The 17,510-nt window shown below is 44.0% G+C and carries 12 protein-coding genes and 8 tRNA genes; 6 read left to right on the forward strand and 14 right to left on the reverse strand.

The genetic code is table 11. The annotated features are described in order from the left end of the window. Positions 1-97: 97 nt before the first annotated feature. From CXF86_RS09375 to CXF86_RS09430, 12 genes are all read right to left on the reverse strand, one after another. Entirely contained in the window at positions 98-2,458 is a 2,361-nt protein-coding gene (locus CXF86_RS09375) for a multiheme c-type cytochrome (RefSeq protein WP_101089928.1), read from the reverse strand. Between the two features lie 1,232 nt (positions 2,459-3,690). Then, positions 3,691-3,765, reverse strand: a tRNA-Gln gene (locus CXF86_RS09380). A 21-nt stretch (positions 3,766-3,786) separates the two neighbouring features. Then, positions 3,787-3,871 (reverse strand) — tRNA-Leu (locus tag CXF86_RS09385). A gap of 103 nt (positions 3,872-3,974) precedes the next feature. Further along, positions 3,975-4,049 (reverse strand) — tRNA-Gln (locus CXF86_RS09390). Positions 4,050-4,099: 50 nt separating this feature from the next. Next, positions 4,100-4,184, reverse strand: a tRNA-Leu gene (locus CXF86_RS09395). Between the two features lie 200 nt (positions 4,185-4,384). Next, a tRNA-Met gene (locus tag CXF86_RS09400) sits at positions 4,385-4,461 on the reverse strand. Positions 4,462-4,466: 5 nt separating this feature from the next. Further along, positions 4,467-4,541: transfer RNA gene (locus CXF86_RS09405), tRNA-Gln, on the reverse strand. Between the two features lie 50 nt (positions 4,542-4,591). Next, a tRNA-Leu gene (locus CXF86_RS09410) sits at positions 4,592-4,676 on the reverse strand. A 178-nt stretch (positions 4,677-4,854) separates the two neighbouring features. Beyond that, positions 4,855-4,931: transfer RNA gene (locus tag CXF86_RS09415), tRNA-Met, on the reverse strand. A gap of 370 nt (positions 4,932-5,301) precedes the next feature. Further along, positions 5,302-6,393, reverse strand: coding sequence for a redox-regulated ATPase YchF (ychF, locus tag CXF86_RS09420; RefSeq protein WP_101089927.1), 1,092 nt, complete (start codon positions 6,391-6,393; stop codon positions 5,302-5,304). 52 nt (positions 6,394-6,445) lie between these two features. Further along, positions 6,446-7,030: an aminoacyl-tRNA hydrolase gene (gene pth, locus CXF86_RS09425; RefSeq protein ID WP_101089926.1), complete on the reverse strand. Its 585-nt coding sequence runs from the start codon at positions 7,028-7,030 to the stop codon at positions 6,446-6,448. 234 nt (positions 7,031-7,264) lie between these two features. Continuing rightward, entirely contained in the window at positions 7,265-8,431 is a 1,167-nt protein-coding gene (locus CXF86_RS09430) for an FAD-dependent oxidoreductase (protein ID WP_102038842.1), read from the reverse strand. Positions 8,432-8,758: 327 nt separating this feature from the next. On the opposite strand from CXF86_RS09430, the gene CXF86_RS09435 reads away from it, so the two are divergent. The 6 genes from CXF86_RS09435 to lnt all read left to right on the forward strand — a co-directional run bounded on the left by CXF86_RS09435 (position 8,759) and on the right by lnt (position 14,759). Next, on the forward strand, positions 8,759-9,073 hold the full coding sequence (locus CXF86_RS09435; RefSeq protein ID WP_101089925.1) for a hypothetical protein: 315 nt from the start codon (positions 8,759-8,761) through the stop codon (positions 9,071-9,073). 95 nt (positions 9,074-9,168) lie between these two features. Further along, entirely contained in the window at positions 9,169-10,596 is a 1,428-nt protein-coding gene (gene miaB / locus CXF86_RS09440; RefSeq protein ID WP_101089924.1) for a tRNA (N6-isopentenyl adenosine(37)-C2)-methylthiotransferase MiaB, read from the forward strand. Positions 10,597-10,757: 161 nt separating this feature from the next. Further along, the gene (locus tag CXF86_RS09445; RefSeq protein ID WP_101089923.1) at positions 10,758-11,798 is read left to right on the forward strand and encodes a PhoH family protein; all 1,041 of its coding nucleotides are present in this window, start codon (positions 10,758-10,760) and stop codon (positions 11,796-11,798) included. After that, positions 11,791-12,261: an rRNA maturation RNase YbeY gene (gene ybeY, locus CXF86_RS09450; protein ID WP_101089922.1), complete on the forward strand. Its 471-nt coding sequence runs from the start codon at positions 11,791-11,793 to the stop codon at positions 12,259-12,261. The genes CXF86_RS09445 and ybeY overlap by 8 nt, the downstream gene beginning before the upstream one ends. Positions 12,262-12,288: 27 nt before the next feature. Beyond that, on the forward strand, positions 12,289-13,164 hold the full coding sequence (gene corC, locus CXF86_RS09455) for a CNNM family magnesium/cobalt transport protein CorC (RefSeq protein ID WP_101089921.1): 876 nt from the start codon (positions 12,289-12,291) through the stop codon (positions 13,162-13,164). A gap of 38 nt (positions 13,165-13,202) precedes the next feature. Then, positions 13,203-14,759 (forward strand): apolipoprotein N-acyltransferase, encoded by a 1,557-nt coding sequence (gene lnt, locus CXF86_RS09460; RefSeq protein WP_101089920.1) that lies wholly within the window; start codon positions 13,203-13,205, stop codon positions 14,757-14,759. An 83-nt stretch (positions 14,760-14,842) separates the two neighbouring features. Here lnt and CXF86_RS09465 read toward each other — a convergent pair whose 3' ends face one another. Continuing rightward, complete coding sequence (locus CXF86_RS09465; RefSeq protein WP_102038829.1) at positions 14,843-16,708, reverse strand: methyl-accepting chemotaxis protein; 1,866 nt, start codon at positions 16,706-16,708, stop codon at positions 14,843-14,845. Between the two features lie 293 nt (positions 16,709-17,001). Then, entirely contained in the window at positions 17,002-17,502 is a 501-nt protein-coding gene (locus tag CXF86_RS09470; protein WP_101089918.1) for a zinc ribbon-containing protein, read from the reverse strand. Positions 17,503-17,510 lie beyond the last annotated feature (8 nt).

A 17,510-nucleotide genomic window follows, 5' to 3' on the forward strand; every position in this document is an offset into this window, starting at 1 on the left:
TGATTAAACAATTGATGCTTTGTTAATATTTGTGATCCCCGTAAAAAAAGACCCTAGCAAAATGCTAGGGTCAAAAAATATTGCAGGGATGAGAGCTTTATTTCAGGTTATGTGATTCCTTCAGGTTGTTTAGATCATGACATACTGCACATGACTCTTCACCAGTATACTGACCAAGTTCGACACCGAACTGAGCGCCATTTTGCTTCATATGACTAACAACGTCTTTACGGACTTGACGGCGGTCTTCACCCTCTTCCGCAGCGCGCTTACCATGACAGCTCAAACATACAGCGGCGGTTGGCGATACAAAAGCATCTGCAACCGCATCGACGGCATAACGTTTGTTACCGCTAGTGTCTTTGCCATTTGCAGGGTCCAAACCGTCATAAGTATCCATGTAGTCAAGATCCAGCGCTAGCGGCTTGCGGCCCACTAAATACTTGGCATCATAACTATCTTCGATATGGCATTTAGTACAGTTAGCTAGGTCAGCTGAGTACTCAACATTACGCTTCCAACCTTCACCACTTTGGTTGGCACGGTTGTTGGCATGCATAGCATGGATCCATACTTTCTGATCCGGGTGACTCATCGTCAGTTGCTCAATATAATCCTCATCACCTTGTTTGGTTTGCGAATTACGGATGACCTGAGTTGGCATATTGTTGGCGTTATGGCAAGCCACACATTCTTCGCCGGCATTAGATGCTGTCGTCCAGTCACGCTCGCCGCGTGGCATCAGGTTCTTCATCATAACCATTGGGTCTAAAGAACCGTCACCATCGGAATCAACCGAGCCAGAGGCGCAAGTGGTACTGAAGTAAGTGCTATCGTTCTTAACTACAGAGTGACAGCTACGACAGTTAAGCGTCATCTGTACAAAACCATCGTCTGAGGTAGTGGTACCATGACAGTCGCCACACAGCTCGTTGGTCACGATTTGACGACGTGGGCGCTCTTCCATCATGCCTTGTTTATTGAAGAAGTGTTGCCAGTTATAACCCGCTGCACCGTTACTCCAATCCGTTTCGCCATCACAATCCTGGATTGTTTCGCCATCTTTGTCGATGCAGAACCAGATACGTGGCGTAACCATGCCGTAGCTATCGTTCAAGTCACCATCGAAAGTATCTTCAAGATCGAATGGGCCGATTTCAAACGTCGTCTTACCATTTTCATAGTTAAGCACGATTGGCTCATCTACATAGCCAGGGAAGTTTTCTTTGTTGGTATGAACACGCAGAACTTTACCACGCTCCATGCCCATATCCTGACCACCCCAGTTGATATAGAACTCGGCGTAGTACATGTACTTAACCAGATCTAACTGCTCATTACGCGTGTTACCATTTTTGTCCAAAATATCGACGGTTAGCTGCACATAGCCAGTCTTATCAGTATCTAGGTTGGCATCGATGTTGGCTTTTGCTTCTGGAGCATCAACCATCTTAGCTTCAGTCACCGTAAGGTGAAGATTTTCACGGCGCTCGTTCTGACCTTTATAGGTAGACAAATGCACCATTTCTAGGGTATCTGGCGTGTGACAATTGGCACATTGTGCATTGTCCTGATATGGCCAGTGGCCAATGCCTTCCTTGAAATTGACGTCTGTATGACAGGTAATACACGTTTCCTGAGTAGGCACGTTCTTCCAGTTTGCAAAATCAGTAGCTTGCTCATTTTCAGCATGGCAGTTATCACAACCACCCACGGGAGCAGGGATCACTCCGATATGTGCTTCATGCGCTAGCATTGGAAATACTTTGCTGATGTCACTGACTTTGTTGTCCGCATGGCAAGAAACGCATGTTTCGACTTCAGTGTATTTACCGCCATGGATACTGAAATCATCATGACAGCTAACGCAGTTTTGGTTGTTGACCACATTCTTAGTATAGAGCGGCTCTAAGCCTTCACCTCTAAAGTCATAGTGCATGTTCGCATAGCTTAACTCAGTTGCTCCTACAGCTTCGCCACCGGTTCTTAGCACTAATCTTAATGTCTTTTCATCAGTGATAGTAAAGGCTGTTTCTGCGCTAACGTCTTTCTCAAAGCTATAGGTATAAGTACCGTCTTGATTATCAAGCAAGCTACCACACTTAGAGTATTTGCTGGCAGGACAAGCTTCAGAGCTGAGCAACTTCCAGTTATTAGCATCCCCCTGAACGCCTTGCTCAAGACCTGAAAGTATAAAACCAAACTTTTCTAACCCTACAACAGGGAGGTCTTTTTCATTGGTGACTGTAAACGTAATATCAGACTGCGCCCCAACAACAATCTTATCTATCGCTACGGTTAATGCCTTTGCATCTGCTGCGACAGGAATGCCAGGTTGACCAGGAGTACCTGCTTCACCATCTTTACCATTTTGTCCGTCATCACCAGAACAACCCGTTAAGGCCAGTCCAATGAAGGCTGCTAATGTCGCAACTTTTATATCGACTCGTTTCATCATCTGTTCCACTCTCTTTTATTTAGCCCTCTTTTTTGGGGCAAACGAAATGTAACGAAACGATTGCAATTAAAGTGTGACAACCTCGGTTGTATTTTGAAACAAATTGGTTAACGAGAAACCCAGCACAAATAAAGCCTTAATCGATAACAATAAGTAACCAAAAGGATGCCAAATAAAAACCAAATGTTAACGCTAGGTGAAAAGCCAACGCTAAAGCGTGATTGTTAGCACTAAGTGAGCTAACAAAAGTTAACAAAAGGCTGATTTGTTACCAAGCATTAGGATTTCAATCTAATTTGCTAACTAGACTCATCGCAGATATGGCAGCACTAGCGCAATGACCCAAAAAATAGATGACTGGATTTAGGGTTTTTAATGCTTGTGCCATTGAAATGTTGCGCTTAAACGTGTTCAAACAGTCGTCACAGCGAGTAACATGACAGCCATTATCAAGACGGGGACATGGAATTAATTGAGTCGCTAGTGTTAAATGCGCTCACACCTCTCAGTCAGCGTAGGCTCAACCTACTTAGGCATACGATACACCGTCTTAAAGTCCCTCAGCATTCTCTGCACGTTGGCAATCGCCCTAAGTGTGATGACTACCATTATGTGCCGTCTCTTATGCAGAGCCTATTTAGATCAGTTGCATTAAAAGTTTGACCATTGCGCGGGAATTCAAAGCCCTGTAAGCAAGGTGGGGGATTGAAGCTAATCGTTATTCTCGGCTCTGGCATCCTCGGTAATAGCTCTATGAATGACTCTCGATAATTGCTCTTGCATTATTCTACCTTCGTCCATCCGTGGACTCGTACCTCCTCAATCTGACCGCCAAGGAGGGTGGAAATGTCTTATTTTGTATGGAACAAAATAGACCATTTAGTCGTATATCCAAAGCCCACAACGAAGCTTAAAGGCCTTTTCCATTTGCTTTAAACGTCGACCGCACTCGTTAAGCGACTCAGATTTTCCACTTCTGCTTTGCATTGGCTTAAGAGATAGTAACTATTTCTTCACCAATGGGCCTTGAATTGAAACGTCTGTAGCGCTCTGAATCGGTCAAATACTTAATGCAATTGGTATCAGGCGTGCAGTCAGAACACTGCTCAATACGCTATTGATGGCAATAACAGTAGCGATTGCTTTAGACAAAGATTGGATCTATGTGGTGCATCGAAAAGGGGGATTTTGAAAAGCAAAAAGCCCGTCTATTAAGACGGGCTTTTTGTGTTTGGCTGGGATACCAGGATTTGAACCTGGGAATGCCGAGATCAAAACCCGGTGCCTTACCGCTTGGCGATATCCCAATTAAACTGTTTAAAACTCGATGGTACGGGAAGAGAGACTTGAACTCTCACACCTTACGGCACCAGAACCTAAATCTGGCGTGTCTACCAATTCCACCACTCCCGCATCGAATTTTACTGCAAGTTTCCTTGCTTCATCTTTATAGCCTGCAACAATACAATTGTCTAGTAGCTATTAAGACAAGGTCAATAAATCAACCTTTTAAAAATGGCTGGGATACCAGGATTTGAACCTGGGAATGCCGAGATCAAAACCCGGTGCCTTACCGCTTGGCGATATCCCAATTAAACTGTGTTGCTAGTAACAAGTCGAAACTCATTACGTCAAAATAAATGGTACGGGAAGAGAGACTTGAACTCTCACACCTTACGGCACCAGAACCTAAATCTGGCGTGTCTACCAATTCCACCACTCCCGCACTGCATCAAGTTTTACATCTAGATTAAGATGCATTTAGTTATAGCGTGTCTAATATCAACATCCACCACTTCCAAATTCTATCAAGTTTACATCTAGATTAAGATGTCTCATATTTTACATCTTGAGAAGATGGTAGCATATTGCCGGGACTTACGAACCGTCTTTGCTACAATCCCACTTTTTACATCCTGAGAAAGATGGTAGCAATGGCGGGACTTGAACCTGCGACCCCAGCATTATGAGTGCTGTGCTCTAACCAGCTGAGCTACATTGCCAAAGATGGCTGGGATACCAGGATTTGAACCTGGGAATGCCGAGATCAAAACCCGGTGCCTTACCGCTTGGCGATATCCCAATTAATCTTTCTTACTAATAACCAGCCTAAGCTCATTACTTTTCAATAAATGGTACGGGAAGAGAGACTTGAACTCTCACACCTTACGGCACCAGAACCTAAATCTGGCGTGTCTACCAATTCCACCACTCCCGCACTGCATCAAGTTTCACATCTAGATTAAGATGGCACTCAGTTATAGCGTGTCTAATATCAACATCCACCACTTCCAAACTGCATCAAGTTTTACATCTAGATTAAGATGTTGCCAACCCTATTTCTGAAAGTAAACTTTCAACTAGTCGGCCATTCTCAAGTTTACATCTAGAGAAGATGGTAGCAATGGCGGGACTTGAACCTGCGACCCCAGCATTATGAGTGCTGTGCTCTAACCAGCTGAGCTACATTGCCATCTATATTTCGTCCCTCTCACTGAGGAACGGGGCGTATTATGCTTATTCAGCGTATTCAGGTCAACTGCTTTTTTTCGCTAATTTAAACTAATCACACTGTTAGGCTATTACTTCGCCAAACTGGGCAACAGATGCGCAATATATTGCGATTTACGCTAATTTAGCAACTCAAAATAATTTTATTTCTTTGATCAAGCCTCTACAAATCGCAACGACAAGCTCAAAATCCAAGCATTCGCCAAGCTTAGCACTAAAAATGAATCATTTTTAACTAGGTTAACAGATGCCCAAATACAAACGCGGCGCTTAAAGATGACTTTAAGCGCCGCGTTTTACATTTTTTTACGGCTATAGCTACCGCAAAGAACTTATACGTTAAATAAGAAGTGCATTACATCGCCATCTTTAACGACGTATGTTTTACCTTCAACGCGTAATTTACCCGCTTCTTTAGCGCCTGCTTCACCTTTATGGGTGATAAAGTCCTCATACGCCATCACTTGAGCACGAATAAAGCCACGTTCGAAGTCAGTATGGATAACACCAGCAGCTTGTGGAGCGCTTGCACCGATTTTAACGGTCCATGCACGCACTTCTTTAACACCAGCGGTAAAATATGTCTGTAGCGTAAGCAAGTCGTAACCAGCGCGGATGACGCGATCAAGACCGGGCTCTTCTAGACCTAAATCGGCCATGAACTCTTCACGGTCTTCGGTCTCCATTTCTGCAAGTTCAGATTCAATTGCAGCGCATACTGCCACTACAACTGCATTCTCTTCAGTAGCGATGGCACGAACAGTATCTAAATGAGGGTTATTTTCAAAACCGTCTTCTGCAACGTTAGCGATATACATCGTTGGTTTAATGGTTAAGAAGTTCAAGTAAGTAATTGCTGCTAGCTCTTCCTTGCTTAAATCCATTGAACGCAACATTTTGCCTTCGTCTAATATTGGGCGCATCTTCTCAAGTACGGCAACTTCAAACTTCGCCTCTGAGTCGCCGCCTTTAGCGCGTTTGGCTTGACGAGTAATAGCACGCTCGCATGAATCTAAATCGGCAAGCGCAAGTTCAGTATTGATAACTTCGATATCACTTGCAGGGTCTACCTTGTTTGCGACATGCACAATGTTGTCATCTTCAAAACAACGTACAACATGGCCAATTGCATCAGTCTCACGGATGTTAGCTAAGAACTTATTGCCTAAGCCTTCACCTTTAGATGCGCCTGCCACTAAACCAGCAATATCTACAAATTCCATTGTTGTAGGCATAACACGCTCAGGCTTAACTATCTCAGCTAACGCATCCAATCTTGAATCAGGTACAGGAACAATGCCTGTATTTGGCTCAATCGTACAGAACGGGAAGTTTGATGCTTCGATGCCTGCTTTAGTTAACGCGTTGAAAAGTGTTGATTTACCAACATTTGGCAGGCCTACGATGCCACATTTGAAACCCATATTGTTACCTTTATATCAATGAATAACCTGGGGGTATTCCCCAAGCATTTGTTTATGCTTTAAAAGAATGCAACCTGTGCATCGCCTTTGCCATATCGTCGTTAAATAAAATCTCTGTCGAGCGCACCGCTTCATCTATAGCAGCGTCCATCATCTCTTGATCCGTTGGCGGAGCCTTACTCAACACATAGTTACTGACCTGGTTTTTATCACCTGGATGTCCAATACCAATGCGTAAGCGATAGAAGCCTTTATCATTAGCCAATTTAGCAATGATATCTTTTAAGCCATTATGGCCACCGTGCCCCCCGCCCAACTTAAACTTTGCAACCCCAGGTGGCATATCAAGCTCATCATGCGCGACCAATATCTCTTCTGGAGCAATACGAAAAAAATTCGCCAATGCGCCAACCGACTTACCACTTAAATTCATAAAGGTTATCGGGATCAATAAGCGGACATCCTTGCCATGCAGTGTCACTCTCGCTGTCATACCAAAGTACTTGCTGTCTAATACTAACGTCGCACCACAGACGCGCGCGAGTTCTTCAACGTACCAAGCACCCGCGTTATGGCGTGTTCGATCATACTGTGCGCCGGGATTTGCTAACCCAACAATAAGTTTTATATTGCTCATAATACTCAGTCTGTGTTTACTTATTCATGTTTTGCCGCACTTAGCCACAAAATTAAAAACGCGGCATTTTAGCACTCAAACCGCGTACCAACAAATTATACGCAAAATGGGCAATATCGCGTGGTAGACATCGCCTGCAAATTTTGCCTGACTCCCCCTAATAAACAAGAAAGCGAAAAGCTGTTATGCAGCTCTCCGCTTTCTTGTTTAATCCTTATATAGGACGGTGACCCATTAAAAACCCATAGCGTATTTTAATACCTGTTTTTTTATTGGGCTGTCAATGTTAGCTAATTTAAGTACGCCATTTCTTAATAGTTTTAGCGGTAAAATGTCGTTGCTAAAACTGGCGTAAAACATATCCATAGCGGTCATCATCAATTGATTATCTCGATAACGGAATTTTTGGTACTGTAGTAGTACTTCAGTACTCCACCAGCCCGCATCGTGCTTTATGTACGACTCGACGGTGGTGATAAGTGCATCAACATCTTTAAAGCCGAGGTTAACGCCCTGCCCTGCTAAAGGGTTAATGGTATGCGCGGCGTCACCAAGGATCACCAAATTGTCGCCATAATATCGCTCGGCATGACGACGAGTCAGCTTAAAGCTCGCTTTATTCATCACTTTAAAATCACGATCTAGCCTCGCTGGAAAATACTGATCAATCTGACTTTTCAAGGCCGCATTATTCAACTGAGACAACTGCGCAATGCGATTGGCATCGTCGTACCAAACCAAAGAGGCATTGTTGCCAGGAAGTGGTAGTAAAGAGCGAGGACCTTTGGGGGTAAATTGTTGCCAGGTAACATCTTGCTCGCCACAATGGGTTTCGATATTAATCAGCATTGCTGACTGACGGTAATCCCAGCCCGTAATACCGATCTTTGCCCATTGCCTAACATAAGAGTTTGCACCATCTGCGCCAACCAATAACCGAGTAGAGAACGCTTGGCCATCCTCAAGCGTAATATCGATAGCATCATTTGCGCGCTTTAACTGACTGATTTTTACTGGACAGAATAGAGTAATATTCTCTAACTGTGCCATACGATGCCATAAAGAGAGCTGGATTAAGCGGTTTTCGACAATATGGCCAAGATGCGAAGTGCCAATTTGATCGGCATGAAATTGGGTGATGCACCCGTCTAATTCCCAAGTTTCGAGTCCTTTATAAGCGACTTGTCGCATTGTGCCTAAATGCTCCAGAGCCCCAAGGCGGTCCAGAAGCGCTTCAGAGGCCGCACTAATGGCAGACACTCTTAAGTCAAGCGGTTGTGAGCTTTCATAAGCTTTGGGCGCAAATGCTTCAACCACTGCAACTTTTAGTCCTATCTGGGCTAAACCAATCGCCGTCGCAGCTCCAACCATGCCGCCGCCAACGACAACAGCGTCATACATACTGCTTTTATTCTTCAGCTGTTCCACAGACCTTAGACTCCTGAAAGATGATCCGACTTATATTGGGAGAAGTTTACACTCAAAAACGATTCTATTTGTCCTTTGCATAGCAAAAATTGATCAAAGTAGCGCTTCTTAAGCAAGGACGATGCAATTAAGCCAAACAAAATATGTCGTTTAATGTCTCAGAGCACTCTAACGTATATAAATGTGTCTGAGACGCCAATGATTAACAACTGGTTACATACCATTCACACTCATATTCAAACCATACCATAGACTCAAATTGTCAAATGGATATATCCCTAAGGAATGAGTGAGAATAATATGAAATCATTAACCCTAGCTACGTTACTAATAACGCTATTCACCCCATTAGCCAGCATCGCGGCAGACTCACAGCAAGATATAGAGCACATGTCCGTCACTTATCGCAGTCCAATGGATTATGCTATTTACCAATATACCACTCATGTATTCAGCATGTTCAAACTGCAATTACGTGCTGACATCCACATACAAGCACGTATGAGTAGCCTGCAAATGGCTCAAGAACAAGGTGTTATCGACAATACTGTTAGTACAGAACAGCAAAAAACCATACCCGTACGTTTAACAAGGGCAATCAAGGCAGCAGATTAATTTCACTCAAACATAGGCTAAATGCTAGCCAGCAGCCCGCATAAGCGTTAAAATATTTCGCTATTTTTTCGGTGCATCTAGAGTGATACAAACTGATGAGTAAAAAACTCCATATTAAAACTTGGGGCTGTCAAATGAATGAGTACGACTCATCAAAGATGGCCGATCTTCTCGACGAATACGAAGGCTATACCCTGACAGATGATGCAACGGAAGCCGATGTGCTTTTGCTCAACACCTGTTCTATTCGTGAGAAAGCACAAGAAAAAGTTTTTCATCAGCTAGGGCGTTGGAAAACACTAAAAGACAAAAAACCGGGCCTTATTATTGGTGTTGGCGGCTGCGTAGCATCTCAAGAAGGTAAGGCAATTAAAGACCGTGCCCAGTGTGTGGATCTTATTTTCGGCCCACAAACACTGCACCGTCTACCAGAAATGATTGACCAGATTAAAGAGGGTAAAAAAGTCGTTATTGACGTCAGTTTCCCTGAGATTGAAAAGTTTGATCGCCTCCCCGAACCACGTGCTGACGGCCCTAGTGCCTATGTTTCCATCATGGAAGGTTGTAGTAAGTATTGCTCTTTCTGCGTTGTACCTTATACCCGCGGTGAAGAAGTCAGCCGTCCATTAGACGATATCATTCTTGAAATAGCCCAATTGGCTGATCAAGGTGTACGTGAAGTGAATTTGCTCGGCCAGAACGTAAATGCCTATCGCGGTGCAACCCACGATGATGAGATCTGTACCTTTGCAGAACTACTACGCTACGTTGCTGCGATTGATGGTATAGACCGCCTACGTTTTACCACCAGCCACCCAATTGAGTTCGGCCAAGATATTATTGATGTTTACGAAGACACTCCAGAGCTTGTGAGCTTCTTGCATCTACCGGTTCAATCTGGCTCAGATTTGATCCTGACGCAGATGAAGCGTGGCCATATGGCTATCGAATATAAGTCTATTATTCGCCGCTTGCGTAAAGCGCGTCCCGATATTCAGATTAGCTCTGATTTCATCATTGGCTTCCCAGGTGAATCTAAGCAAGATTTTGCTGACACAATGAAACTCATCGAAGACATTCAGTTTGATCATAGCTTTAGCTTTATTTACAGCGCACGCCCAGGTACACCCGCTGCCGATCTGCCAGATAACGTCTCACTGGAAGAGAAAAAAGAGCGCTTAGCCATATTGCAAGATCGTATCACTCAACAAGCCATGCGCTATAGCCGCCACATGGTCGGTACAGTGCAGCGCATTTTGGTTGAAGGGCCATCGGTTAAAAACCCAATGGAACTGCGTGGTCGTACTGAAAACAGTCGCGTGGTTAACTTTGAAGGTAAGCCGGAGCATATTGGCGGCTTTGTTGACGTTGAAATTGTTGATGTATACACCAACTCATTGCGCGGTGTATTTGTCCGCGCTGAAGATGAAATGGATTTACGTCGCGACTTACGTCCATCAGATATCGTCGCAAAGTATAAGCAAGATGACGCCATTGGTGTCACCCAATTTACCCCGTCTTAAAAGACTCGATAACCAAGGGTAAACACGTTTATAGGGCGGCATCTTAGATGCCGCTTTTTTCGTCCCTATAATCATTCAAAAATACCATTCGCATTTATTGATTATGCCTCGTAAACTAGAGTGCTCTCGCTCGGTAATATTCTTGAATCTGGAGTTATTTTTTGTCTAATAAGTTAACGACACTCAACCTGTATTTAGAGCCAGCGGAAACACGCAGACTAGCGTCACTTTGCGGTCCTTTTGATGACAACATTAAGCAATTAGAGCGCCGTATTGGTGTTGAGATCAGCTATCGTGACAATCATTTTCAGATAGTCGGCGTACCTAAAAACTGTTTAACTGCCAATAACTTACTCAGAGACTTGTATGTTGAAACTCAGCCTCTTAAAGGCAGCACGCCAGATCTAGAACCTGATACTGTTCATATTGCCATTCAAGAAGCTGTCGCATTTGATATGGAAGCGCCTCGCGATGAGAAAGAGCTTTATATCAAAACAAAGCGTGGTGTAATTAAGCCACGGAATCCAAATCAAAGTGATTATGTGCGTAATATTGTCTCCCATGATATTACCTTTGGTATTGGCCCCGCGGGTACCGGAAAAACATACTTAGCCGTTGCCGCCGCGGTTGATGCACTAGAGCGTCAAGAAGTTCGCCGTATTCTTTTAACGCGTCCAGCCGTCGAAGCGGGTGAAAAACTGGGTTTTTTACCCGGCGACTTGAGTCAAAAGGTCGACCCGTATTTACGACCACTGTACGACGCGCTATTTGAGATGATGGGCTTTGAAAAAGTTGAGCGCCTATTAGAACGTAATGTCATTGAGGTTGCGCCACTGGCTTATATGCGCGGACGCACCTTAAACGATGCTTTTATCATTCTTGATGAAAGCCAAAACACTACAGTTGAACAGATGAAGATGTTTTTAACCCGTATAGGATTTAACTCTCGTGCGGTTATCACTGGTGACATCACTCAGATAGATCTGCCGAAACATCAAAAATCAGGTCTGCGTCATTCAATTGAAGTGTTAGGCGATGTCAGCGAAATTAGCTTTAACTTCTTCCAAGCCAAAGACGTCGTTCGTCATCCTATTGTGGCCAGAATTGTTGAAGCCTATGAAGCCTATGAGCTAAAGAGCCAGACAAGTAAAGGCAATAAAGATAGCCAATATCAGCTACAGGAAACACCCAATCATGACTAATGCACCAACAAGTGTAGATCTCGATCTGCAAATTGCAGTTGATGCCGTTGCACTTCCTTCAGCACAAGAGCTGGAACTTTGGGTGAAAACAGCACTCAGAAGTAGTATGGACCACGTAGAATTAACCATAAGAATTGTCGATTCTGCAGAAAGCCAGATGCTAAATAACACCTATCGCGGAAAAGATAAGCCCACCAATGTGCTCTCTTTCCCGTTTGAAGCTCCACCCGGCATAGAACTGCCACTACTGGGCGATTTAGTTGTCTGTGCAGCTGTGGTAGAGCAAGAAGCAATTGATCAAAACAAACCCCTTACCGCACATTGGGCGCACATGGTTGTACATGGTTGCCTCCATCTGCTAGGGTATGATCATATAGACAATATAGAGGCTGAAGAGATGGAGTCATTAGAGACCCAACTGATTGAAAGCCTTGGTTATAACAACCCTTATGAGGAGCAATAATTGACTCGAAAGAGTCAATAAAACACTATGAGTGACGATATCCCCCCGAGTACCAACGCCTCCAAGAAAGGCTGGTTGGAAAAAGTAAGTCAGTTATTCCAGGGCGAACCCAAAAGTCGCGAAGAATTGGTTGAGGTCATTCACGGTGCAGAACTACGTGAAGTGATCAGCGAAGACACGCGTGAAATGATTAAAGGTGTATTGGAAGTCTCCGATCTTCGGGTGCGGGACATAATGATCCCACGCGCGCAAATCGTCGCACTTCAAATAGACAACACAGTAGAAGAACTACTCTCTACCGTTATTGGCTCAGCACACTCCCGCTTTCCAGTAGTCAATGAAGACAAAGATCATATCGAGGGTATTTTACTCGCTAAAGATCTACTTCAGTATGGCTTTAAGAACAATGAAAAGCCTTTTGAACTTGGGCAAGTTATCCGCCCAGCAGTGGTCGTTCCGGAAAGTAAACGGGTCGACGTATTGTTAAAAGAGTTTCGTTCTCAACGTTATCATATGGCGATCGTCGTCGATGAATACGGTGGAGTGTCAGGTTTAGTGACAATTGAAGACATTCTCGAAGAGATTGTTGGTGATATTGAAGATGAATTTGATCATGACTCAGCTGAAGAGACTGAAATCAAACAAATCTCAAAACAAGTCTATATGGTCAAAGCATTAACGCCGATAGATGACTTTAATGACGCGTTTAGCACTCAATTCAGTGATGAAGAGTTTGATACCGTGGGTGGCTTAGTTTCTCATGCTTTTGGGCACCTGCCTGAACGTGATGAAAATGTCATGATTAAAGGCATTGAGTTTAAAGTCGTCAACGCAGATACCCGTAGATTAATCCAATTACGCGTAAAATTTCCCGATCCAGCTGCTAAAGAGAGCGTTGCCTAGCAATCGGCTCCCTTAACAGCGCCCAATGATGAGGCTGTATGCTGAGTAAATTACGGGCATTCGCCCATCATTCCTATCTGAGATTGGTGCTAGCCTTTGCGGCTGGCGCCATGACAGCGCTTGCTTTTGCCCCCTACTCTATTTGGCCACTTTATATCGTTGCGATGGCATTTGCCCTGCATCAAAGTGCCGGTTTATCTGCAAAACAAGGATTACATTACTGGCTAAGTTTCGGCTTTGGTTGCTTTTGTGTTGGTATTAGTTGGGTGCATGTCAGTATGGACACCTATGGTGGTATACCGCTAATTGCATCGATGAGTTTGATGGCGCTATTGGCACTTTATTTAGCAATCTATCCAGCGCTAACCGGCTATTTACTGCAAAAAATAGCCCCTAAAACCAGTATCAGCCGTAACTTAATGTTGTTCCCTGCGCTTTGGACATTAACGGAATGGGCTAGGGGCTGGGTACTCACTGGCTTCCCATGGCTTTGGGCGGGTTATAGTCAAACACAAGGACCACTGAAGCCCATTGCCTCGATGACGGGGACTTTGAGCTTAAGTTTTATCGTGGCTTTACTGGCCGGCGCATTGGCGCTTGGTATGGTTAAACGCTGGCGCAGTGCACTCATTATTGTGCCTGTAGCTGCAGTGCTCACGTTTATTGCGCCCTATACCTCCACGGTTGAGTCAAAAGGCGAAAGTCTCAGCGTTGCACTTGTCCAAGGTAATATTCCCCAGAGTATGAAGTGGGAGCCCGACGCACTGTGGCCAACAATGCTCAAGTATATGGACTTATCTCGGCCAGAGTTTTCAGCAGATCTCATCGTCTGGCCAGAAGCGGCCATTCCGGCCCCCGAACACATGGTCAAAGATTTTCTTTATAATGCTAATCAAGCGGCTAATTTAAATAACAGTGCCATTATTACTGGGATTATCAGTCAGCGTGGTAACAGCTACTATAATTCACTGATTGTTTTAGGGAATTATGATGCAAAACAACAAGACAAAGGCGATTACTATGGTGAAGAGAAGAATGAATTTAGAAAGCACCACTTGTTACCTATCGGCGAATTTGTCCCATTTGAGTCACTGTTACGCCCTATAGCACCCTTGTTTAATTTGCCGATGTCATCCTTTAATCGTGGTGATTATTTGCAAGATAACTTAAATGCCGTTGGACACCAGATTACACCAGCAATTTGCTATGAAATTGCATTTCCTGAGCAGTTAAGAGCCAACGTAAATGAGCAGACTGACTTACTGTTAACGGTCTCTAATGATGCTTGGTTTGGCACTTCAAACGGACCGTTACAACACATGGAAATAGCTCAAATGCGTTCAGTTGAGCTTGGCAGACCTTTGGTCCGCGCCACCAATAACGGCGTGACTGCTGTCGTCAATGAAAAAGGCGATATCACCCACCAGCTCCCCCAGTTCGAAGCCGGTGTGTTAACAGCAGATATTCCATTGGTTAAAGGCCATACACTCTTCACCCTCTTCGGCCAATGGCCGGTGCTATTACTTTCAGCTCTTCTATTCGGTTTAGTATCAATAAGAAAGTTAAAGACAAACGGATTTACAAAGGCTAAATAACCTCAATATGTAAAAATATGAGATAAAAAAATACCCGTTATAAACGGGTATTTTGCTATCTGCTCTACTCACTAAAAATAACGTTAGACAATAAACTGGTTCAGCAGGGCTTCTTGTTGCTTAACCTGCTTCATCTGAGTCACCATGGCTGCATTAGCCTGTGTGGCGTTATCAGCCACCTCCATGGTTAGATCTTTAATGTTAGACGTATTTTTATTCATCTCTTCAGCAACCTGGCTCTGCTCCTCTGCAGCACTGGCTATCTGAAGATTCATGTCGGTAATATCCTGAATACTCTTGCGGATCTCTTTCAGGGTATCATTTGCCATCAATGCCTTTTCTACCGTGGTTTGGGTGGTGCCACGGCTTTCATCCATCACATTAACAACTGTAGCGACTCCTGACTGTAACTTCTCTATTTTGTCCTTAATTTCCGATGTGGACTCTTGAGTACGCGCTGCCAAGTTACGAACCTCATCAGCAACCACTGCAAAACCGCGGCCCGATTCACCGGCTCTAGCAGCCTCAATTGCGGCATTCAGTGCCAATAAGTTTGTTTGACCCGCGATTTCATTGATGACGCCAAGTATAGATTCTATACTAACAGTGTCTGCTTCTAACTCTTTTACAGCTTCGCTAGCTTGCATAATTTGTTCTGACAGATGATCAATGGAATCCGTTGTTTGATTCACTGCCGCTGCACCATCATTGACGGCAGCATCGGCTTGCTGAACAGCGGATGCTGCGCTCTGCGCATTTCCAGCCACTTCCGATGCAGTTACCGCCATTTCATGCATTGCCGTTGCAAGTTGCTCGATCTCCTGCGTCTGCTGTCCCATCGCACGAGAAGCCGATTTAGCGCCTTCTGCGGTCATTTCAGTCCCAATAGCAACTTCACCACCAATGACTTTTACCTGCTGGATCAAGTCTTGCAATTTGATAACAAAACTATTAAAACTGCTGGCTAAACTCGCGAACTCAACGTCAGATTCAGTGCTCAAGCGTCGTGTCAAATCCCCTTCGCCAGATGCCACGTCTTTCATCGCTTCGTTCAATATTCCCAATGGTTTCATTAGATGCCTGATGAGACCGGCCATCAGCAACGTCGCCACGACCAGAGCTAACAAGGAATAGAAGATAGCGTCACCACGCAACTTGTCAGCAGCGGCATAGATAACCTGTTCATCTAGTACGATACCCAAACTCCAATCTAAGCCGGATAACGGGTTAAAAATAACAGTATGTATTTTACCATCGATGTTGATGTGGCTAGTTTTCTGAGTCACATCCAATTGTTCCCCGAATACCTGACTCATAGGACGTCCATTCATACTCGCATCTGGGTAGGCAATAAAATCGCCGTTGTTGCCTACAATAAAGGCATAACCCGCACCGAATAAGTTCGCTTTGTTACTAATATCCGCTAACGCTTTAAGACTGATATCCGCAAACATAGCTCCCTCAAACTGACCATTTTTAAACAGAGGTGCAGCCACAGACACTAAGATCTCTCCAGTGCTAGCGTCAGCATAGGGCTCGGTAAATAATTGTCGCCCTTTTTGTTTCGCCTCTTGATACCACATTCGCTTGCGAGGATCATAGTTTTGCGGTTGCCAGCTCGCTTCATTGCCGATGAAATGCCCCGACTCCAGCCCCATACCCGCTAAGATAAAATGTTGCTTAATGACAGGCTGACCTAACACTTGCTGAAAATGTTCATCCGAGAGGTCTGACTCGAATAGAGAAGCAGCAAAACGAGTAAGATCTGCTTTTTCGGCCATAACAGCTTCTATATTATTTTTCATCGAATCGACCAACTCAGCCACACTCAGACTGACCTGATCATTTATCTGCTGTTTAACTTGGAAATACTGGTAGCTCGATAAGCTCCCTAGCGACAAGAGCAAGATCAGACTCGCGCTAATAACAATTTTATGTACAAACTTCATGCTAATCCCCAAAAACTACCGATGCTTTACTCGAATCTAAAGCTTGCATCTACAACGACCCAGTCGAACATCTCCATATGATTGACCAGAAATGAATATCATCTATTACTGTTATTAACATCGGCTGCGTTCACGGGTAGCTTTAGTGATTTGTGGTAAAAAAGTATATGGAATGTAACTTTAGGATAGAAAACAAGTAAATAAGCAGAAGTAAATATTGAAGGACCGCATTGTTATTTAAGCAATGCGGATTAATAAGCGTAAAAAACATTCAAAATGACCACGGTATTGAGCTAAGGTGCTAATGCTTCACGAGTAAACTCGCCGTTATCACACTCAGTACAATCAGATAGAACCCCTGGGAATTCGATTTTCGATTCATGGCCACAAGCCGTGCATACCATGGTTCCTTGGCCAACTATTTCGCCCGATACATAATAGCCGTGATGCTTAAAATCTTGTGCCACCTCATGCCATTCAATCTGGCTTCTGTCAGTAATTTCACTGAGCCAATGCCATAACGTATTTTCAACCGTGATCATTGTTGGACTATGACTCAGATCTTTAGCGTTTCTCTCTTGTAGGAAACTGGCGATATCACGTTTTAAAAATTGTTCAACTAAAGCTAACTCTTCAGCCTTTGCTTGCTGTTTAATAGCCAAGTATTCTTTACAGGTCTGAGTCTGACTATATAAACTCTTTACAGTCAGAGAGTTATCGTCACTGTATTGCGTTTTTATTTGTTGAATTAGTGCCTCGTAAAGCGAAAGTAACTCAGTACTTTGTTCACTCATAATAAATA

Source organism: Shewanella sp. GutCb (genome assembly GCF_002836135.1).
Lineage (GTDB): Bacteria > Pseudomonadota > Gammaproteobacteria > Enterobacterales > Shewanellaceae > Shewanella.